Source organism: Pectobacterium odoriferum (genome assembly GCF_009931295.1).
Classification (GTDB): domain Bacteria; phylum Pseudomonadota; class Gammaproteobacteria; order Enterobacterales; family Enterobacteriaceae; genus Pectobacterium; species Pectobacterium odoriferum.
In genome coordinates this window covers 2,872,718-2,894,552 of record NZ_CP034938.1, presented here as the reverse complement: position 1 = coordinate 2,894,552, position 21,835 = coordinate 2,872,718, and the positions used below count along the sequence as shown (strand labels likewise).

14 protein-coding genes are annotated in these 21,835 nt (G+C 49.9%); 9 read left to right on the top strand and 5 right to left on the bottom strand.

Translation table 11 applies throughout. From position 1 onward, the window contains the following. The first annotated feature begins 64 nt into the window (after positions 1–64). The 5 genes from EO763_RS12890 to EO763_RS12870 all read left to right on the top strand — a co-directional run bounded on the left by EO763_RS12890 (position 65) and on the right by EO763_RS12870 (position 8,667). Positions 65–3,586, top strand: coding sequence for a DNA translocase FtsK 4TM domain-containing protein (locus EO763_RS12890; RefSeq protein WP_161529181.1), 3,522 nt, complete (start codon positions 65–67; stop codon positions 3,584–3,586). A 249-nt stretch (positions 3,587–3,835) separates the two neighbouring features. Continuing rightward, positions 3,836–4,447, top strand: a complete 612-nt coding sequence (gene lolA / locus EO763_RS12885) for an outer membrane lipoprotein periplasmic chaperone LolA (protein WP_010301097.1) — start codon at positions 3,836–3,838, stop codon at positions 4,445–4,447. A 7-nt stretch (positions 4,448–4,454) separates the two neighbouring features. Further along, on the top strand, positions 4,455–5,798 hold the full coding sequence (locus tag EO763_RS12880; protein WP_161529180.1) for a replication-associated recombination protein A: 1,344 nt from the start codon (positions 4,455–4,457) through the stop codon (positions 5,796–5,798). A gap of 103 nt (positions 5,799–5,901) precedes the next feature. Next, positions 5,902–7,197, top strand: a complete 1,296-nt coding sequence (gene serS / locus EO763_RS12875; protein ID WP_161529179.1) for a serine--tRNA ligase — start codon at positions 5,902–5,904, stop codon at positions 7,195–7,197. Between the two features lie 315 nt (positions 7,198–7,512). Next, on the top strand, positions 7,513–8,667 hold the full coding sequence (locus EO763_RS12870) for an MFS transporter (RefSeq protein ID WP_161530389.1): 1,155 nt from the start codon (positions 7,513–7,515) through the stop codon (positions 8,665–8,667). Here the strand turns inward: EO763_RS12870 and EO763_RS12865 are convergent. After that, positions 8,653–9,594 (bottom strand): LysR family transcriptional regulator, encoded by a 942-nt coding sequence (locus EO763_RS12865; RefSeq protein WP_039489868.1) that lies wholly within the window; start codon positions 9,592–9,594, stop codon positions 8,653–8,655. The genes EO763_RS12870 and EO763_RS12865 overlap by 15 nt on opposite strands. Positions 9,595–9,867: 273 nt before the next feature. Between EO763_RS12865 and EO763_RS12860 the strand changes: the two genes are divergently transcribed. Genes EO763_RS12860 through EO763_RS12850 form a run of 3 tightly spaced genes read left to right on the top strand, consistent with a single transcriptional unit; the run spans position 9,868 to position 13,914 of the window. Then, a complete protein-coding gene (locus EO763_RS12860) occupies positions 9,868–11,199 on the top strand; it encodes a cytosine permease (RefSeq protein ID WP_161529178.1) in 1,332 nt (443 codons plus the stop codon). 26 nt (positions 11,200–11,225) lie between these two features. Then, on the top strand, positions 11,226–12,335 hold the full coding sequence (locus EO763_RS12855) for a DUF917 domain-containing protein (protein WP_161529177.1): 1,110 nt from the start codon (positions 11,226–11,228) through the stop codon (positions 12,333–12,335). 10 nt (positions 12,336–12,345) lie between these two features. Further along, positions 12,346–13,914 (top strand): hydantoinase/oxoprolinase N-terminal domain-containing protein, encoded by a 1,569-nt coding sequence (locus tag EO763_RS12850; protein ID WP_161529176.1) that lies wholly within the window; start codon positions 12,346–12,348, stop codon positions 13,912–13,914. A 91-nt stretch (positions 13,915–14,005) separates the two neighbouring features. Here the strand turns inward: EO763_RS12850 and pflA are convergent, their stop codons facing one another. The 4 genes from pflA to ycaO all read right to left on the bottom strand — a co-directional run bounded on the left by pflA (position 14,006) and on the right by ycaO (position 20,419). Then, a complete protein-coding gene (gene pflA, locus EO763_RS12845; RefSeq protein ID WP_010277183.1) occupies positions 14,006–14,746 on the bottom strand; it encodes a pyruvate formate lyase 1-activating protein in 741 nt (246 codons plus the stop codon). A gap of 269 nt (positions 14,747–15,015) precedes the next feature. Continuing rightward, entirely contained in the window at positions 15,016–17,298 is a 2,283-nt protein-coding gene (gene pflB / locus EO763_RS12840) for a formate C-acetyltransferase (protein WP_039489860.1), read from the bottom strand. Between the two features lie 57 nt (positions 17,299–17,355). Next, positions 17,356–18,216, bottom strand: coding sequence for a formate transporter FocA (focA, locus tag EO763_RS12835; RefSeq protein ID WP_161529175.1), 861 nt, complete (start codon positions 18,214–18,216; stop codon positions 17,356–17,358). A gap of 439 nt (positions 18,217–18,655) precedes the next feature. Next, positions 18,656–20,419: a 30S ribosomal protein S12 methylthiotransferase accessory factor YcaO gene (gene ycaO, locus EO763_RS12830; RefSeq protein ID WP_103940575.1), complete on the bottom strand. Its 1,764-nt coding sequence runs from the start codon at positions 20,417–20,419 to the stop codon at positions 18,656–18,658. Between the two features lie 329 nt (positions 20,420–20,748). On the opposite strand from ycaO, the gene serC reads away from it, so the two are divergent. Next, positions 20,749–21,834 carry a 3-phosphoserine/phosphohydroxythreonine transaminase gene (gene serC, locus EO763_RS12825; RefSeq protein ID WP_161529174.1) on the top strand — a complete coding sequence of 362 codons (1,086 nt, stop codon included), beginning with the start codon at positions 20,749–20,751 and terminating at the stop codon, positions 21,832–21,834. The last annotated feature ends 1 nt before the right edge of the window (position 21,835 follow it).

Sequence of the window (21,835 nt, the reverse complement as noted above, 5' to 3'; positions counted from 1 at the left end):
ACAGTCCCAGCGCCGGGTTTTCTCGGCGCTTTGTCATAAACCTTACAGGCCCCTGGAGAGACTCTTGAGCCAGGAATATACAGAAGATAAAGACGTTACCCTGAAAAAGCTCAGTGGAACACGTCGTTTGCTTGAAGCGATTTTAATCGTTGTGGCACTTTTTGCGGTTTATCTTAGTGTCGCACTACTCAGTTTCAGCCCCTCCGATCCCAGTTGGTCACAGACTGCATGGCATGAGCCTATCTACAACTTTGGTGGTGTGGCGGGTGCCTGGCTGGCGGATACGCTGTTCTTTATTTTTGGTGTGCTGGCCTACGCCATTCCGCCCATTATGTTATCCCTGTGCTGGGCTGCTTTCCGTCAGCGTGATAACCAACAATCTATTGAATATTTTACCTTTTCACTTCGCCTGATTGGGACATTGGCGCTGATCCTGACCTCTTGTGGTCTGGCTGCGTTGAATATTGACGATCTCTACTATTTTGCTTCCGGTGGTGTTTTGGGAAGCCTGTTGAGCAGTTCAATGATCCCACGTTTCAACAGCATGGGGGCGACGCTGATTCTACTGTGCGTGTGGGGCGCAGGGTTAACGTTGTTTACTGGCTGGTCATGGTTAACGATCGCTGAAAAAATTGGTGCGGGTGTATTGGGCTGTCTGACGTTTATGTCAAACCGTTCACGCCGTGATGAGGACTACCGTGAAGAGCACGATCGTGAAGAAGATGAACGTGATGTGCTTAACCTGCGCCACGATGAGGCCTCTGGTGAGGTAGTAACACAACAGCGTGATGATGATGACGTCCTGTTTTCTGCGCCTTCCGTTGCTGATGCGATAAACGACACGGCGGCAGACACTGAGATAGTGGAGTCATCACCGTTAACTGAGAACGCGCCGACAGCGACACACCCAGCGATCTCCGCTGAAGCGCCAGTGGCAGGGTCACCATTGTCTGATGTGGTAACGCCTGACTCTGCATTACCAGGAGCCGCATTCTTTGGCTCATCGTCTGGCATTGTGCCGCCTGTTACCCCATCTGCGATTGATTCGACACCGTCGCTAAATCCACCGCTGTATTCGTTTGACGTCCCTGAAACGCCCGCGATCGCAACCTCACCTGAGCTCCATAGCAGTGTGTATGCACCTTACGGAAATAGTGATGGAGAGAGTGCCGTACCGCCGGTTGTCACGGCACCAGTGGTTCAACCGTTTGCTGAACCACCACAGCCTGCGCGTGATACGGATTCCAATGTGAATAACACCTTTATGCCTGCGTTCAGTGCCGATGGGGATGATAACCCGCAGATTAAACGTGGCGTAGGACCGGAACTGCCGCGTCCTAATCCGGTACGTATTCCTACTCGCCGCGAGCTGGCGTCATACGGAATCAAACTGCCGTCGCAGCGGCTGGCGGAAGAGCAAGCAAGGTTACAGGCGCAGAACGGTAGCGTAGAAACGGAATTGGCGAATGATGTGTATCAGGAAGAGACGCCGGATGACATCGCCCAGCAGGAAGCTGCATTGCAGCAAGCATATCTGGATCAGCAACGTCAGCGTTATGGTGATGAGTACCCATTACAGGACGACGATGAAGACGCGCTTCTGCAAGCGCAGCTAGCCAGAGACTTCGCGGCACAGCAGCAGTCACGTTATAACGCCAGCGCATTGCAGCACGATGAGGAAATCCCTGCTCCGACTGCACCACCTGTGGTCAGTGAGCTCGTTCAGCCAAACCCTGTAGTACCACAGATAGTACCACAGATAGTGCCACAAATGGCGCCGCAAACAGTGTCGCAAGTGACGCCGCATAATGATTTTTCATTCTCACCATTCAGTGCGGAGAATGAACGTGAGCCTGAACCGCATACATTCAGTGAATCCACGTATACACAGCCGTCCTATCGTGCTGAACCCGATCTTCCACCGATGCATGCCGGTGAAGATGACGACGAGCGCAGCCCGTTGACGTTTAGTCAGCCAGCGCAACCGACGTCAGCACCTGTTGACGTTGCGAAACAGGAGAATGCGCCATCACATCATCCGGCAATGGATGGTTTGATTCACCCGTTCCTGATGCGTAACGAACAGCCGTTGCAGAAACCAACGACGCCGCTGCCAACGCTGGATTTGTTGACTCCACCTCCGGCTAGCGAAGCGCCTGTTGATAATTTCGCATTGGAACAGACGGCGCGACTGATTGAAGCACGTCTGGCTGATTTCCGGGTAAAAGCCGATGTGGTCGATCACTCTCCTGGGCCGGTGATCACGCGGTTTGAATTGGATCTAGCGCCGGGTGTTAAAGCGGCTCGTATATCGAATTTATCGCGCGATTTGGCACGCTCACTGTCGGTTGTCGCGGTGCGTATTGTTGAGGTTATCCCCGGCAGACCGTATGTCGGACTGGAATTGCCGAACGCGCATCGCCAGACGGTTTATCTGCGAGAAGTACTGGACTGCGATCAGTTCCGGGATAATCCATCACCACTGTCGATTGTGCTGGGTAAAGATATTGCGGGCGAGCCTGTCGTTGCCGATTTAGCGAAAATGCCACACCTGCTGGTTGCGGGTACGACGGGGTCGGGTAAATCGGTCGGCGTCAACGCCATGATCATCAGTATGTTATATAAAGCCACGCCGGAAGACGTACGCTTTATCATGATTGACCCGAAAATGCTGGAGCTCTCGGTGTACGAAGGCATTCCGCATTTGTTGACGGAAGTCGTGACCGACATGAAAGATGCGGCCAATGCCCTACGCTGGTGTGTCGGTGAAATGGAACGCCGCTACAAGCTGATGTCAGCGCTTGGCGTACGTAATCTGGCGGGATACAACGAACGGGTAATGATGGCAAATGCTATGGGGCGTCCGATCCCCGATCCGTTCTGGAAGCCGGGTGACAGTATGGATATGACGCCGCCAGTGCTGGAAAAACTGCCCTATATTGTTGTTATGGTCGATGAATTTGCTGACCTGATGATGGCGGTGGGTAAGAAAGTTGAAGAACTGATTGCCCGACTGGCGCAAAAAGCGCGTGCGGCGGGGATTCATCTGGTGCTGGCGACGCAGCGTCCTTCTGTTGACGTCATCACCGGGCTGATCAAGGCGAACATTCCGACGCGTATCGCGTTTACCGTATCCAGTAAGATCGACTCACGGACTATCCTCGATCAAGGTGGCGCGGAGTCGCTATTGGGGATGGGGGATATGCTGTATATGGCGCCTAACTCTTCTATACCTGTCCGTGTTCATGGCGCTTTTGTGCGCGATGAGGAAGTTCACGCTGTTGTTCAGGACTGGAAAGCGCGCGGTCGCCCTCAATATATCGATAACATTGTCAGCGGTGGCGACGATGCTGAAGGCGGAAACCTCGGTCTTGATGGCGATGAAGAACTCGATCCGCTGTTCGATCAGGCTGTAGAGTTTGTGGTCGATAAGCGGCGTGCATCCATCTCTGGCGTACAGCGTCAGTTCCGAATCGGCTATAACCGCGCCGCGCGAATCGTTGAGCAAATGGAGGCGCAGGGTATCGTCAGTTCTCCAGGGCACAACGGTAACCGTGAGGTATTGGCACCGCCATCAATGGAATAAACATGCTGTACTGATTGACGTCACTCCACGATAAGGGCTGCGCGAGCAGCCCTTATGCAAAGAAGCGTAAAAGCGGCAATAAGCAGATAATTCACCTATCACCGTCCGAGTGGGTTCAGATAACATAGATCTATAGATAACGTAGCTCGACGAATAACACCGATCTGTAAAGAACATAGGCGCTAGGCAAAGCGTCTGACCTCGATAGATGAAGGTTCGTTATATTAAGAAATTCAAAGGATTATGCGTATGAAAAAGTGGTTAGCTATCAGTTGCCTGATTGCAGGTGTTACCTCAACCGCTGTCTATGCGGACGCGGCAAAAGATTTGCAGGGTCGCCTCAATAAAGTAAACAGTTTCCACGCCAATTTCAGCCAGAAAGTCACCAGCGCTGACGGCGCAGCGGTGCAGGAAGGGGAAGGCGAACTGTGGTTGAAACGTCCGAACCTATTTAACTGGAAAACCACATCACCTGACGAAAGTACGTTGATTTCTGACGGCAAAACACTGTGGTTCTACAATCCGTTTGTTGAGCAAGTCACGGCAACCTGGCTGAAAGATGCGACAGGGAATACGCCGTTCATTCTGATTACGCGTAACGATGCCAGCGACTGGAATAAATACGATGTGCGTCAGAAAGGCGATGATTTTGAGCTTACGCCGAAGTCAGCGAGCGGCAATCTAAAGCAGTTCGCGATTAATGTGACGACAAACGGCACAATCAAGCAGTTTACCGCGACGGAACAAGATGGGCAGCGAAGCACTTATGTGCTGAAGAACCAGCAAAACGGTGCTGTTGATGCCGCGCAATTCACGTTCACACCGCCGAAAGGCGTCACGCTGGATGACCAGCGTCAGTGAGGCCTGAGTGAGCAATCTGTCCCTGGATTTTTCCCATAATGAATTCCAACCGCTGGCCGCGCGTATGCGGCCAGCGACGTTGGCACAGTATATCGGTCAACAGCACCTGTTAGGTGCCGGTAAGCCTCTGCCACGGGCCATTGAGGCAGGGCAGTTGCACTCAATGATTCTCTGGGGGCCGCCAGGAACGGGAAAAACCACGCTGGCAGAACTGATTGGGCATTACGGGCAGGCGGATGTTGAACGTATTTCTGCCGTGACGTCCGGTATCAAGGAAATTCGTGAAGCGATTGAGCGTGCCCGACAAAATCGCAATGCAGGGCGCCGCACTATTTTGTTTGTCGATGAAGTCCATCGTTTCAACAAAAGTCAGCAGGATGCGTTTCTGCCACATATTGAAGACGGAACGATCACCTTTATTGGTGCGACAACGGAAAATCCCTCTTTCGAACTCAATTCCGCGTTGTTATCTCGCGCCCGCGTCTATTTGCTAAAAGCGCTGACGGCGGAAGATATCGAGCAGGTCTTGCAGCAGGCAATGAGCGACAGCGAGCGAGGATACGGCGGACAGAATGTTGTCCTGCCTGCCGAAACCGCGCGAATGCTGGCCGAATTGGTTAACGGCGATGCCAGACGTGCACTGAATAGTCTGGAAATGATGGCGGATATGGCGGAAATCGACGCTCAGGGCATGCGTATTCTGACGTCGGCACTCCTCAACGAAATCGCTGGCGAGCGTAGTGCTCGCTTTGATAACAAAGGTGACCGCTATTACGACCTGATTTCGGCGTTGCATAAATCGGTAAGAGGCTCTTCGCCGGATGCGGCGCTTTATTGGTACGCCAGAATCATCACCGCCGGTGGCGATCCGCTGTATGTTGCGCGACGGCTGTTGGCGATTGCGTCGGAAGATGTCGGCAATGCGGATCCGCGTGCAATGCAGGTCGCTATTTCCGCCTGGGATTGCTTCACTCGCGTTGGCCCGGCAGAAGGGGAACGCGCTATTGCTCAGGCGATTGTTTATCTGGCCTGTGCCCCTAAAAGTAACGCCGTCTATAGCGCCTTTAAAGCCGCGATGCAGGATGCGCGCGAGAAACCAGACTATGATGTTCCCGAGCATCTGCGTAATGCGCCTACTCGGTTGATGAAAGAAATGGGGCTCGGCGCAGAGTATCGCTACGCGCACAATGAACCCAATGCCTATGCCGCTGGCGAGAGCTATTTTCCGCCGGAAATGGCCGATACGCACTATTACGCGCCGACCTCACGCGGCCTTGAGGGCAAAATTGGTGAAAAGCTCGCCTGGCTTGCCACTCAGGATCAAAATAGCCCGACAAAACGCTACCGTTGAACTAAACGTTGCGGTAAGGTTATTACGGTATTTTCTGAAACCGGCCGCGTAGCGCGCCGTGTCCGCCACCATTTCATTTGATAATCATAAGCACAGGATTAGCATGCTCGATCCCAATTTACTGCGTAATGAGCTAGACGCAGTCGCCGAAAAGTTACTGGCTCGCAGAGGCTTTAAGCTGGATGTTGAGACCCTGCGTAAGCAGGAAGAACGTCGTAAAGTATTGCAGGTAGAAACCGAAAACCTGCAGGCAGAGCGTAACTCCCGATCGAAAGAGATTGGTGCAGCGAAAGCACGCGGTGAAGATATCGAGCCTTTGCGTCGTGAAGTTAACACATTAGGCGAAAAACTGGATGCCGCGAAAGCCGAGCTGGATCAGTTGCAGAATGAAATTCGCGATCTGGCGTTAACGATTCCGAACCTGCCGGACGACTCCGTGCCGCTTGGAAAGGACGACACGCAGAATCAGGAAGTGACTCGCTGGGGTGAACCGCGTAAATATGATTTCCCCGTGCGCGATCATGTTGAACTCGGTGAGATGGCTGCCGGGCTGGATTTTGCCGCTGCGGTGAAATTAACCGGTGCGCGTTTTGTCGTGATGAAAGGACAGATTGCCCGTCTGCATCGTGCTCTTGCCCAGTTCATGCTGGATTTGCATACACAACAGCATGGCTATCAGGAAGCGTATGTCCCTTATCTGGTAAACCACGCCACGCTATACGGTACAGGCCAACTGCCTAAATTTGGCGAAGACCTGTTCCATACCACTCCGCTGAGCGAAGAAGCGGAAAGCAGCAGCTATGCGCTGATTCCGACTGCTGAAGTGCCGTTGACCAACCTGGTGCGTGACGAGATTCTTGATGAAGAATCCCTACCGCTGAAAATGACTGCACACACGCCGTGCTTCCGTTCAGAAGCGGGCTCGTATGGTCGTGATACGCGTGGGTTGATTCGTATGCACCAGTTTGACAAAGTTGAACTGGTACAAATCGTCCGTCCTGAAGATTCCATGCAGGCGCTGGAAGAATTGACGATCCATGCCGAAACCGTGCTGCAACTGCTGAAATTACCTTATCGTAAGGTCTTGCTGTGTACAGGTGATATGGGCTTTGGCTCCACCAAGACTTACGATCTGGAAGTCTGGCTGCCGGCGCAGGACACGTACCGTGAAATCTCTTCCTGCTCAAACATGTGGGATTTCCAGGCGCGCCGTATGCAGGCTCGCTGCCGCAGTAAGTCCGATAAGAAGACTCGACTGGTTCACACGCTGAACGGTTCTGGTCTGGCAGTCGGTCGTACACTGGTGGCCGTTCTGGAAAACTACCAGCAGGCTGATGGCCGTATTGAGGTTCCAGAAGTGCTGCGTCCGTATATGGGCGGGCTGGAATTTATTGGCTAATTGCGGTTACCTGAATAAAGCGCCTAAGGGCGCTTTTTTTACGCTATAGGTTCGGTAATATTTTTTCATCGTAAAAATAATCTCTCCCCCTTAAACAACCCGCGTTACTGAAATTTTAAGTTAAAACTGATTTAAAATCAGCGGAGTAGCGGCTTTCTGTTTTTAAGCGTAGCGGGCTTCCTATTTGTGTTGATTAATTCTTTCAATCCATAATTTGAGAAAGGGCTTTTAGCACTTTTTGCTCGGATTGACTTTTATATACGCAGTGGCATGATGCGCTCACTCTTCTCCGGTTGTTTGGTTATCCACTTCGCTATGTCTGCTTATTCCCGCCCAGTGCTGTTATTGCTCTGCGGACTTTTGCTGCTGACGGTTTGTATTGCGGTATTAAATACCCTGGTGCCACTTTGGCTGAGTTATCAATCTCTTCCTGTCTGGCAGGTTGGCCTTGTTGGTTCATCCTACTTCGGCGGCAATCTGGTTGGAACGCTACTAGCTGGTAAATTAATCAAACTTTATGGGTTTAACCGTAGCTATTATTTCGCGGCTTTATTATTTGGTATCGCGATCGTTGGCCTCGGTATTTCTCCGGATATCAGCAGTTGGCTGTTATGGCGTTTTCTTGCGGGGATCGGCTGTGCATTAATCTGGGTTGTGGTCGAAAGCGCCTTGTTATGCAGCGGAACGCCGACGCAGAGAGGGCAACTGCTGGCTGCTTATATGATCGCTTACTACCTCGGCAGTGTGATTGGACAGCTTCTGCTTGGCGTGTTACCTACGTCACTGTTGAGCGTGTTGCCGTGGATAGTCGCATTGGTTATTTTAGCGGTATTACCACTGTTGTTCACTCGTCTTCCCGCCCCGCCAGAACAACACGAAAAGCATGTCAATATGTGGAAAATGCTGACGTATCGCAGTGCCCGCTTAGGCGTACACGGCTGTATCATTTCCGGTGTCATTTTAGGATCGCTGTATGGCTTGATGCCGCTGTATCTCTCCCATCAGGGAATGAATGATGCGCAGGTTGGATACTGGATGGCGCTGCTGATCAGCTCCGGTATCATCGGTCAATGGCCTGTTGGACGCATGGCCGATCGTTATGGGCGGTTGCTGGTTCTGCGGGTATTAGTCTTTGTGGTGATTATTGGCTGTATTGCGATGTTAAGTATTAGCCACTATGCCATGGCTCTGTCGCTGTTCCTGCTGGGATGTGCAGGGTTTACGCTGTACCCTGTTGCCATGTCGTGGGCATGTGAAAAAGTGCGCCCTGATGAACTGGTCGCGATGAATCAGGCTCTGCTCCTCAGCTACACGCTTGGCAGTCTTTGCGGGCCAAGCGTCGCTGCGGTGTTGATGCAGAACTACTCCGATCGATTGCTGTTTGTATTGATCGCAGTTGTCGCCATGATCTACCTGATGCTGTTGCTCAGAAAAGCCGATCATCATCCAACGCCATTAGCTGCTGCCTGAGCTAACGATATCAAGGCTGGCTAACGAACTTTGTCCAGCTTCTACCATGTTATTCCACAGCGCTTCGGCTACTGGGCTAAGGCGCTGTTTTGCGTTTCGCACCAGATAAAATATGCTGGTGAGCTTTAAATGATCTGGAGCAACTGCTGCAAGCCTCCCTTTTTCCACCCAGGATGCTGCATAATGGTCGGGGAGAAAACCAATATGGGTTCCTGCTAGCAGAAGTAACAGGCTGCCTTCAAGATGCCAGGCTGTCTGGTGGTAACCTTGCTTTGATACCGAGCCTAGTTGTTTAGATATCTCGTTGACGGCGTGTCCGCCAATTAACAGCCTGCGAGGATTTAGTTCACCATTGAGCCATTCACGTTCGATCGTTTCAGCATTTTCTGCTAGAGAATAAAAATAGCTGTGTTCAACAAAGACAGGCTGATAAAAAATGTCTGCGGGAATGTCATCGGGTAGGGCGCTTAGAACAACATCGAGATGACCGTTTTTTAACCGCTCCATGAGCGGAAGGTATTCCATAATTTCGATTTCGACATTGACATCTGGGCTTTGGTCATAAAGATGAGATATCGCTTCTGATACAACGTTATTCGGGTGTGTGGCTATATTATCCAAACAGCCTAATTTTACCTTACCTATCAGTTGATGTTTGATACGGGCTAGCCTGTTAGCAAAATCATCGAGCGTGGAAATGACAGATTTTGCTTCCTGATAGACAACTTCACCTTCAGTTGTTAAGGCAAACCCCCCTCTGCCACGTTCACACAAAACAAGCCCGAGTGTATCTTCAAGTCGAGACAGGTAGTGACTTAGGACGGGTTGGCTTAAGCCTGTTGCGGATTGTGCATTAGTAATTCCTTTTTTTTCAACGATTTTGCAAAAAAGTTTTAACCAGCGGATCTCCAGTTTATCTAAGCGCATAGCATGTCCTTCGCATACATTACATCTCTGAATGTTAACATCAAAATATATCTGTATTAATCGATATGAAACCCATTTATCTTATTGTCACGCCACATCGTTGATGTGGTTGCCACAAAAGTGTGGTTTTATGCGTCACATCAGGGCCTTTCATAAAGCACAATGGTGTCGTTAGCTTGCTGGCGACACCATTGTTCTATACGTCACCAAACAACCTCTATAAAATATCACAACGATACAATAATTATTTGCTGCTTATTTAATGGAGGAATTATGTCTCAAGGGAATGCTGTGCCTGAAAAAGAACAACAGGAGCGGCAAATCTATGATTACGAATACGAACCTGTCCCTGCCGAAGCCAGAAAAAGCTGGTATGTCATTACCTTGATATGGCTGGCTATAGGGATCGATATTTCTGGTTTGTTTCTAGGATCTTTTCTAAGTAGTGGATTATCATTTTCTCAGGCTGTTAGCGCCACGCTTATTGGCTCAGCCTTGCTGGGTGTGCTTGCTGCCTTATGTGCGAACGTTGGCTATGGATGTGGGTTATCAACCACACTACTAAGTATCTCCGTTTTTGGGCGATTAGGTGGGAAACTGATTGGCATATTTTCCGCTATTTCACTGGTTGGGTGGTTTGCCTTTCAACTCGATTTCTTTGGTGTGATGCTGCAAAAAGCACTGTCACATTATCAACTGGAACCTGGGCGCTTTTTTATCCTGCTTTTTGGCATGGCACTAATGGCATCGACGGCCATTTGGGGCGTTAGGGCTTTAGGGAAACTAAGCGCATTAAGTGTCCCGTTAATGCTTATACTCATCGTCTCAGGAATATATCTTGCGGCTAATGGTCATTCTTCTCCTACCGAAGTTGTCATTAAAAACCCGATAAGCTTAGGGAGTGCTATTTCTTACGTGGTGTCTATCTGGATAGTAGCGGCAAGTATCATGTCGCCTGATATCGCACGTTATTCCAGAACACGTAAAGATGCCATACTAGGCTCAGGCTTGGGGTTCTTACTGGGAAACAGTGCAACGATTCTTGTCGCACTCATATTGACCCGTATGGTTGGTAGTGACGATTTGGTCGAAATATTTTTTACTATAGGGCTCGGTGTTTCAGCGATTGTGATTTTAATTTTCGCGCAATGGACGACGAATAGTTCTAATTTAATTTCAGCCTCATTAGGCCTCTCTGTTGTTGTCAGAGTAATATCCCGGCCAATATTAGTTATATTGATGGCATTTGCTGGTCTGTTTCTGGCTTATAACGGCATGATTAATAATTTTACTCAGTTTTTGTCGTTACTGGGTGTCCTGATTTCCCCTATTGCAGGGGTTTACCTTGCTGAATATTACTTTTTTGACTCTTCGCGTCTAAAGCAGGATGCATCACAACCACCATTACTGAATATTTGTGCCTCTATCGCATGGTTATGTGGCAGTTCTGCCAGCTTATTAACCGCTACAGATTTTTTTGATTTGTTTACGATCACATCTGTTTCTACGCTGGATGGCATAATAATCAGCCTTGTGATGTATATCGTTATGCGGAAAATGTTCCCGCAGTTGGTGGAGTCTTCCCACCCGCACTCTAAATCCTAGGTTGCTCAGTGGGTATTGGATAAGTAATGGTCCGCTATATTGATTTTGAAATGATTGATGACATCGCGCTGGGAGCCTCAATTCTTGGCACTGGCGGCGGTGGGGATCCTTATTTGGGATCGTTAATTGCAAAAAATGCTTTGCGCCACGGGAAACCCGTAACGTTATGCAATTTGGATGACGTAAATGATAACGATCTTTTTATCCCATGCAGTACGATGGGGGCGCCGACAGTCTCTGTGGAAAAAATTATTTCACCGCGGCAAATTCTTCTGGCATTTGAAACAATGGAGAATTATCTCGCTGAATCAGCGACTGGGACTTTTTCTATCGAAGTCGGCGGCATCAATTCGTTAATACCATTAGTGGTTGCGGCCGCAAAAGGGTTACCTGTTATCGATTGTGACGCGATGGGGAGAGCCTTCCCCGAAGCGCAGATGGTGACCTTTTTTCTCGATGATTTAACCTCTGCTCCGAATACATTGGCGGATGAGAAAGGTAATGCAGTCATCCTTAATCCCATTGATGGTACGTGGTCGGAACGGTTGGCCCGCTCAATTGTGGAACAAATGGGAGCCACCTGCGCCATGTGTGATTACCCATTGCGCGGTAGTCAACTCAAGCGTAGCGCCATCAAAGGAACGCTGACGCTAGCGCAGGATATCGGAAGAATGCTTCGTCTGGCTCACAAGTCGGGCAGCCATCCAGTGCAGTCTCTACTCACAGTGTTGAATGGCCATATCGTTGCATCAGGAAAGATTGTTGATGTAGCCCGGCGCACAGCCGGCGGTTTTGCTCGGGGCAAAGTGGTGCTGGATGGTATGGGAAACGACAAAGGCGAGTCGTTTACGGTGCTTTTCCAGAATGAGTTATTGCTCGCTTATCGCTCATCACTGGTGAAAGATCCTACGCAGGATAATCTGCTGGCCGTTGTGCCTGATTTAATCTCCATAGTAGATAGTGAAACCGGACGTCCGATCATCACGGAACATTTACGTTATGGGCAGCGAGTTGATGTGATTGCCTATCCGTGCAATGACAAGTGGCGAACGCCAAAAGGGATTGACGTTGCGGGGCCGGAGTATTTCGGTTATCCGGTGCAGTATGTGTCGATAGAACGGCTTGCAAATCGCTGAGGCTTTCCTGATGTTACATAAAAATGATTACCGACTCGGGATTGATGTCGGCGGCACCAACACGGATGCGGCAATTTTAGATGCAGACCTACGCTGTATCGCGACGGCCAAATTTCCGACCAGTCTGGATATCTACAGCGGCATCGAAAAGGTGATTGCGGAAGTATTGGTGCAGTCTGGCATCGCACCGCAGCATATTCGCTATGCGATGTTGGGCACAACCCAATGTACCAATGCGATTGTTGAGCGGAAAGGGCTTGATCGCGTTGGACTATTGCGCCTGAGCCTGCCAAGTAGCGATAGCGTCCCGCCGCTGTTTGGCTGGGATGATGAGTGGCAAAGGACATTAGGTGAGCATTTCTACCAGATTCATGGCGGCTATGAGTTTGATGGTCGAGAGATTCATTCTGTACTGCGGGATGAAGTGCTCGCGGTTTGTGACAAGATGCGCGGGCATGTCGATAGCGTGGCTATCTGTGGCGTATTTTCTCCCGTAAATAATGAGCAGGAACTGCTGGTCGCCCAGTGGGTGAATGCGGCATTGCCAGAGGTTTCCGTGTCGTTATCCCACCGGATAGGCAGCACGGGATTATTGGAAAGGGAAAACGCGACGATCCTGAATGCATCGTTGCAAAGCACCGCGAACCGCTTTGTTAACGGCTTTACGCAAGCGCTAGTCCGGCATGGCATCAAGGCTGCGCCATTCTTCGGGCAAAACGATGGCACATTGATGTCCGAGAGTATGGTGAAGCAATACCCTATTCTGACGATGGCCTGTGGACCAACGAACTCGATTCGCGGAGCGTGCCACCTTTCCGGGCTGGATAATGCGTTGATTATCGATGTTGGTGGCACGACAACGGATATTGGCGTGTTGGTGAATGGCTTCCCGCGTGAATCGGCAATCGCCGTTGAAGTTGGCGATGTACGGACGAATTTCAGAATGCCGGACATTATTTCTATCGGCATTGGCGGTGGAACCTGTGTGCGGCAGTCTCAGGATGGAAAGCTTACCCTTGGACCTGACAGTGTCGGCTATCGCCTGCTTGAGCAGGGCGTCAGCTTTGGCGGGGAGACATTAACGCTCAGCGATATCATGCTACAACTACATCGTGAACGATGGATTGCGGATCTTCCTCGTCCGCTACCCAAGCTGGATAATGCATTTTGCCAGCAGGCTTATCGCCAGATGATTGAGAAAGTGGAAAGCGCTATCGACCGGATTAAATCGTCAAGCGCAGCAATCCCTGCAGTGCTTGTGGGCGGTGGCAGCATTTTACTGCCTGACGTTTTATCTGGTGTCAGTCAGGTCATGCGTCCGCAGAACTTTGATGCGGCCAATGCGGTTGGTGTGGCGTTAGGGGCGGTGGGCGCACAGATCGAACGTGTGGTTAAAATGCCGGATAACGATCGTGAAAAGATAAAAAACGAATTGCAGCAGCAAACCATTTGTCTTGCAGAAGAGATGGGGGCTAGGCCGGGCAGTGTTGAAATCATCGACTATCAGGAAATTCCGTTGGCTTATCTGCCAGGGAATGCGGTACAGGTGAAAATCAAGGCAGCAGGAAATCTGGCTTAGCGCAGCGTAGTAACATTGCAGAGATTGTTTACCTGCCAAAATGAAAATAGCGCGCCGTGAGCGCGCTATTTTTTCCAGAAAGCGTCAGAAGTTAGTACATGACCTTGTGACCATAACTTTCAAGAATCGATTTAACGCGATCCATCGTATCTGCCTTCGGCGGTTTAACGCCGTCTAATTTGTATTCTTCACCCATCGCAATCCACTTGTGTTTACCAAGCTCATGGTAGGGGAGAAGCTCAATTTTCTCGATGTTCGTCATATCTTTGGTGAATTCGCCCAGCTTGTGTGCGGACGCATCATCGTCAGACCAGCCGGGAACGACGACATAACGTATCCAGGTACGCTGGTTGCGCTTTGCCAAATAGCGAGCGAAATCCAGAGTACGGTGATTGGATACACCCACTAAATTCTGGTGTATGTCGTCATTCATTTGTTTCAGATCGAGCATCACTAAATCGCTAACATCCAATAGCTCGTCAATGACGGGGTCGTAACGACGCACGAAGCCATTGGTGTCGAGACAGGTATTGATACCTTCTGCCTTACAGGCACGGAACCAGTCGCGCACAAATTCGGCCTGGAGAATGGCCTCGCCGCCGGATGCCGTTACGCCGCCGCCGGATGCATTCATAAAGTGGCGATAGGTCACGACTTCTTTCATGAGTTCTTCAACCGTCACTTCCTTACCGCCGTGCGTATCCCAGGTATCACGGTTATGGCAATACAGGCAGCGCATTAGGCAGCCTTGAAAGAAGATGATGAAACGGATGCCTGGGCCATCGACGGTGCCACAGGATTCAAAGGAGTGGATGCGACCGATAAGTGACATTGCGAGGTTTTCTCCAAAGTTGACCGAACAATAGCGGTCTTTATGAGCGCAGTCATAAGAAGGCAGATGCTGCTCTGACAAAAGTTTCTGACAGAAGAACACCGTGTGACAGATGCTGCGTCGAATCTGTTTTGCGAGCCATCCACATAATGAGGGCAACATAGCGGGCTGGCAAAACAGGCTAACAATCTGAACGACAAGCGAGGGTGAGAAAAAGGCCCCACTGACGTGGAGCCTTTATTTTACGCCTTTTCAGACAGTCATGGAAATTACATTGACTGTGTGAAAGTACGGGTGATGACGTCTTGTTGCTGTTCTTTCGTCAGTGAGTTGAAACGCACTGCGTAGCCAGATACACGGATAGTCAACTGCGGATATTTCTCCGGATTTTCCATCGCATCAAGCAGCATTTCACGGTTCATGACGTTAACGTTCAGGTGCTGGCCGCCTTCGATGCTGGCTTCGTGGTGGAAATAACCATCCATCAGGCCGGCAAGGTTAGCTTTACGCACGTTGTCGTCTTTGCCTAATGCGTTAGGGACGATGGAGAAGGTATAAGATATACCATCTTTCGCGTAAGCAAACGGCAGTTTGGCAACAGAAGTCAGAGAAGCAACTGCGCCTTTCTGGTCACGACCATGCATTGGGTTAGCACCTGGTCCGAACGGCGCACCTGCGCGGCGACCGTCTGGTGTGTTACCCGTTTTCTTACCATATACCACGTTAGAGGTGATGGTCAGAACAGACTGCGTTGGTGTTGCGCCACGGTAGGTATTCAGTTTCTGAATTTTCTTCATGAAACGTTCAACCAGATCACAAGCCAGTTCATCTACGCGAGAATCGTTGTTACCGAATTGTGGATATTCACCTTCGATATCAAAGTCGATAGCCAGGCCATCTTCATCACGAATTGGTTTAACTTTGGCATATTTGATGGCAGACAGGGAGTCAGCAGCAACAGACAGACCAGCGATACCACACGCCATAGTACGGAACACGTCACGGTCATGCAGTGCCATCAGCGACGCTTCGTAGCTGTATTTGTCATGCATGTAGTGAATGATGTTCAGAGAGGTGACGTATTGTTTAGCCAGCCAATCCATGAAGTGATCCATACGCTCCATCACTTCGTCGAAGTTCAGAACGTCGCCTTTGATCGGTTCTGATTTCGGACCAACCTGCATTTTCAGTTTTTCGTCCACGCCGCCGTTGATAGCGTACAGCATGGTTTTCGCCAGGTTTGCACGGGCACCGAAGAACTGCATTTGTTTGCCAACGATCATCGGGCTTACGCAACAAGCAATGGCGTAGTCATCGTTGTTAAAGTCAGGACGCATCAGATCGTCATTCTCGTATTGCAGAGAAGAGGTATCGATGGAGACTTTAGCCGCATAGTTTTTAAAGCTTTGTGGCAGTTTTTCAGACCACAGAATGGTCATGTTTGGCTCTGGAGACGGCCCCATGGTGTACAGGGTGTTCAGGAAGCGGAAGCTGGTTTTGCTCACCAGAGTACGACCATCCAGCCCCATACCTGCCAGAGATTCTGTTGCCCAGATTGGGTCACCAGAGAACAGCTCATCATACTCAGGCGTACGCAGGAAACGCACCATACGCAGTTTCATGACCAGATGGTCAATCATTTCCTGAGCTTCTTCCTCAGTGATTTTGCCTGCTGCCAGATCGCGCTCAAGGTAGATATCCAGGAAGGTGGAAACTCGTCCGAAGGACATTGCTGCACCATTCTGTGATTTCACTGCAGCCAGGTAGCCGAAGTAAGTCCACTGTACGGCTTCTTGAGCTGTCGCTGCTGGGCCAGAAATATCACAGCCGTATTTAGCTGCCATTTCTTTAATTTGGCTCAGTGCATGATGCTGATCGGCAATTTCTTCACGCAGACGGATTGTTGCTTCCAGATCTTCGCCGTTTTCCAGTTTTGATTGCAGAGAAGTGAACTGAGCAAATTTGTCTTTCATCAGGTAGTCGATACCGTACAGCGCAACGCGACGGTAGTCACCGATGATACGGCCACGGCCGTAGGCATCTGGCAGACCAGTCAGAACGCCTGATTTACGACAACGCAGGATATCTGGGGTGTAAACATCGAACACGCCCTGGTTGTGCGTTTTGCGGTATTCAGTGAAGATTTTTTTCAGTTGAGGATCCAGTTCACGACCGTAAACTTTGCATGAGCCTTCAACCATTTTGATGCCGCCGAACGGAATTAACGCACGTTTCAGCGGAGCATCAGTTTGCAGACCAACGATTTTTTCCAGACCTTTGTTGATGTATCCCGCATCGTGAGACGTGATAGTTGCAGCAACATTGGTATCAAAATCAACAGGCGCGTGAGTACGGTTTTCCTGTTTGATGCCTTCCATGACGCTGTCCCACAGCGCTGAGGTCGCTTTGGTTGCGCCAGCCAGGAAAGACTCATCACCTTCATACGGCGTGTAGTTTTTCTGGATAAAGTCACGAACGTTGACGTTATCCTGCCATTCACCTTTGCTAAAGCCTTGCCATGCATTGGCCAATTTTTCATTCAGCTCGGTCATTTTACACCTACCTTTGATATGGATTTCTTAAAACCCGACGTTGCGGCCGATTGCACCTTAGTGGTGCTTGTCTCCACCGCGCAAATAAATTACCCAATATGTCAAACCGACCATTACGCCGCCGCCGATGATGTTCCCCAGGGTGACGGGAATCAGGTTATTGGTAATAAAGTGGCTAACGGTTAAATGTTCAAACTGAGACGGCACCATTCCGATTGCATTCCAGAATTCTGGGGCCGCAAAATTTTTGATAACAATGCCCATAGGAATCATGAACATGTTGGCGATACTGTGCTCAAAGCCGCTGGAAACGAACATGGCAACAGGCAGAATCATGGCAAACATTTTGTCGGTAAGCGTACGGCCGGAATAGCTCATCCACACGGCCAGACAAACCAGCAGGTTGGCTAGAATCCCCAGACACAGCGCTTCAACGAACGTGTGCTCAAGTTTGTGTTCTGCCGTTTGTAGGACGTTGAGGCCCCACGCACCGTTTGCGACCATGTGCTCTCCCGAGAACCAGATAAGCCCAACGAAGAAAAGCGCGCCAATCAGGTTGCCGACATAGACATTTGCCCAGTTACAGGCTAGTTGTTTCCAGGTAATACGTCCACTGGCTTTGGCAATCACGATGAGAACGGTTGAGGTAAACAAGTCCGCACCGCAGACGACAACCAACATGAGGCCAAGGGAGAAACAGATACCACCGATCAATTTCGCGATGCCGAAAGGAATCGTCGCGGTCCCCGTGGTAGCCGTAATATAAAAGACGAAGGCGATCGAAATAAACACACCCGCAGTGATCGCTAAATAAAACGTCGTACACGGTTGTTTTGTAGCTTTATAGACTCCGGCGTCTTCAGCAACTTTTGCCATGGCGGCCGGGAGTAATAGAGTAAAGGGGTTGTCAGCTTTCACACTAACTCTCTCTTAAAAATTATCAGCGTTGAGATACTAACAAAGCAGTATACGGTAAAATTTGACGTGGATCATATTGCAAGAAATTAACAGGTTGGTGGGGAGGGTGGAATACCGAGGTTTTATGGTTAAGCTATTGAATTTTATAATGAAAAAATATTTTAAATTTTACAAAAAGAGTTGAATGGCATACGTTAAACCTACCGATTTAGCGTTAATAAAAATCATGTTTTGTAGAATTTCAGTACCACCTTGTCGATGTAATTTAATTAAAACTTCACCATTCAATAACAATGTTCTGATTATGCATTACGAATAATAAATATTGCCCTTTGGACAATAAAATAGCCCTTTAAGATAAAGGGCTATTTTTCGGTTGCTATTTGTACTCAATCGCACTCATCGATATAAAATGCGTGCTGATTGCATCACTCTGGCATTATTTTGCTTGCCAATAACGACGTTTCGCCTGTTGCAGTTTTTCATAGGCGGCTAGCAGCGATCGGTGTGCAGGTAAAGAAGCAAAGGTGTCATCCACGGCAAACAGACCATAGAAGCAGGCTTCGCCAGCAACGGCGGCACTGGCGGCATCGACCGTCTCACTGCCGTACATTTTGATAAAGGCATCGTAGTATTCTGCTGGATCGCGTTCAGGCTCTTGCGCCAGTAACAGCAGCGTTTGCAGGCAACGGTAATAATTGCTGCGTTGTGCCGTAAAGACGGAGTCGTTGAAATCCTGCGTCCACTCTGTCCAGGTCAGAGCCTGATCCAGATCGCCGCCAGCCAGAGCCAGCATGGCTTTCAATTCGCCAACGCGCAGAGTGAGCCAGCCATTATCTTTGCCAGTGGCAATACCAAGCAGCTCGCGTACGCGGGTGAAATCATCCAGCCCTTCGTCATCCAACTGTTGCAACAGAGTCAGATAGTCTTCTTTTTCCCATTTGCTGTCAGGCAGCGCCAGCAGCGTGTCACGCAGATGAGCCCCCATGCTGTTATTGGCCAGCAACAGATCGTCAGCAGGGTAGATGTCCGACATTCCCGGTACGATGATGCGGCAGGCATAAACGGCCAGATGCTCATAGTCAGCAATGTAGACTTCTTTATCTTCCTGCTTGAAGATCGCCATCAATGTAGCGAATTCTTCTTCCGTCGATCCTTTAAAGCTCCAGTCAGCAAATTCATAATCCGCTGTTTTCTTGAACGTATCCCAGGAGATCAGACCGCTGGAATCGATAAAGTGGGTTTCCAGATTGGCGTGCTCGGCAACTTCTTCATCATCGAACGTCGGTGGGGTGAACACGTCCAGATCTTTCAGGCCACGACCTTGCAGCAGCTCGGTAACGGTACGCTCCAGCGCCACGCCGAAGTCAGGATGTGCGCCGAAGGAGGCAAAACAGGTGCCGTTAGCGGGGTTAAACAGCACCACGCAGATAACCGGATATTTCCCGCCCAGTGAGGCATCGTAAGAGAAAATCGGGAAACCTTCTTTTTCCAGCGTTGCAATCGCTTCGACCACGCCTGGGTAGCGGTTAAGCACCTCTTGCGGAATTTCTGGCAGGCTGATGGATTCGGCAATGATGCGGTTTTTGATGCTGCGCTCAAACACTTCAGACAGCCCCTGAACGCGGGCCTCGTTGGCGGTGTTACCTGCGGACATCCCGTTAGAAACGTACAGATTACCGATGATGTTCATCGGAATATAGACAGTTTGCTGATCGGACTGACGCGTAAACGGCAGCGCGCAAATGCCTCTATCGGCATTGCCGGATTGCAGATCGATCAGATCGCTAGCGCTCAGTTCCTGCTCAGGATCGTAAAACTGGTGCAGACGGGCATCCAGAATACCTTCCGGTAGCGCATCATCTTCCGGAATAGGGAACCATTTTTCATTCGGGTAGTGAACGAAATCGCCGTTAGCGATGCTTTTACCGAGATAGAAGTCAGCAAAGAAATAGTTGGTGGACAGACGCTCGAAATATTCGCCTAACGCAGAGGCCAGCGCCGCTTTCTTACTGGCACCTTTACCGTTAGTGAAGCAAAGCGGGCAATCGCGGTCTCGAATATGGACAGACCAGACGTTTGGCACCGGGTTCAGCCATGACGCTTCTTCGATGTTAAACCCCAGGTCCTGGAGCTGTTGTTGAAAACGGGCGATGGAATCTTCCAGGGCGGCGTCTTTGCCTGGGATAAACGTTTGAGTCATGGTGTTCACTCTTATCGAGATTAGCGGAAGCGGCATGATACGGATTTTTCTGTTCAGACTCTATTTATTCATAACAGAGCGGCAACAGTGAAAAAGAACAGACTGCGTAACGTGCCGTTTTGCATAATGAAAGCGCAATAAGCGTTGCAGCCGCGATTGACGAGTGATAAAACCGATAGCAGGGTAAAAGTAGTGTGGTTATGGCGGCTGTTCCGTTATAACTACTATCTTGTAACAGCGGTATTTTTATAACCGTCAGGTTTATAAAAATGGTATTTGTAATAACGGTGATAAAAAGAGCCGCTATTTTTCAGGTGTGGTGAGGGGAAATGACTCAGATTTTTAATTTTAGCGCCGGTCCAGCAATGCTGCCGGTTGAAGTACTGCGTCGTGCTGAACAGGAATTGTGTAATTGGAATGGCCTGGGCACATCGGTTATGGAAATCAGCCACCGCAGTAAAGAGTTTATGCAGGTTGCCGCTGAATCCGAACAAGATCTGCGTGATTTGCTGAAAATCCCCTCCAACTACAAAGTGCTTTTTTGCCACGGTGGTGCGCGTGCGCAATTTGCGGCAGTACCGTTAAATCTCCTGGGCGAACGCTCAACGGCCGACTACATCGACGGCGGGTATTGGGCACACAGCGCAATCAATGAAGCAGAAAAATACTGCACACCTAACGTGATTGACGTGAAAACGCGTGTAGGCGATCTGCGCGGCATTAAGCCGATGCGTGAATGGAAATTGTCTGATGACGCCGCGTTTGTACATTACTGTCCGAATGAAACCATTGACGGTATTGCGATCGAAGAAGAGCCGGATTTTGGCGATAAAATTGTGGTCGCCGACTATTCTTCCAGCATCCTGTCTCGCCGTATTGACGTTAGCCGTTACGGCGTGATCTATGCCGGTGCGCAGAAAAACATCGGCCCGGCTGGTCTGACGCTGGTTATCGTGCGTGAAGATTTACTGGGCAAAGCGCGCCGTGAGTTGCCATCGATTCTGGATTATCAGGTTCTGGCGGATAATGACTCTATGTTTAACACGCCGCCGACGTTTGCCTGGTATCTGTCCGGCATGGTCTTCAAATGGCTGAAAGAGCACGGTGGTCTGGCTGAAATGGAAAAACGTAACCAAGAGAAAGCCGACCTGCTGTATAGCGCGATTGACGGTAACGGTTTCTATCGTAATGACGTCGCGGTCGCGAACCGTTCTCGCATGAATGTGCCGTTCCTGCTGGCGGACTCTGCGCTGGATAACGTCTTCCTAGAGGAATCAGTCGCTGCGGGTCTGCACGCGCTGAAAGGTCATCGCGTAGTGGGCGGCATGCGTGCTTCTATCTACAATGCGATGCCGCTGGAAGGCGTGAAAGCGCTGACGGAATTTATGGCTGACTTCGCGCGTCGCCACGGTTGAT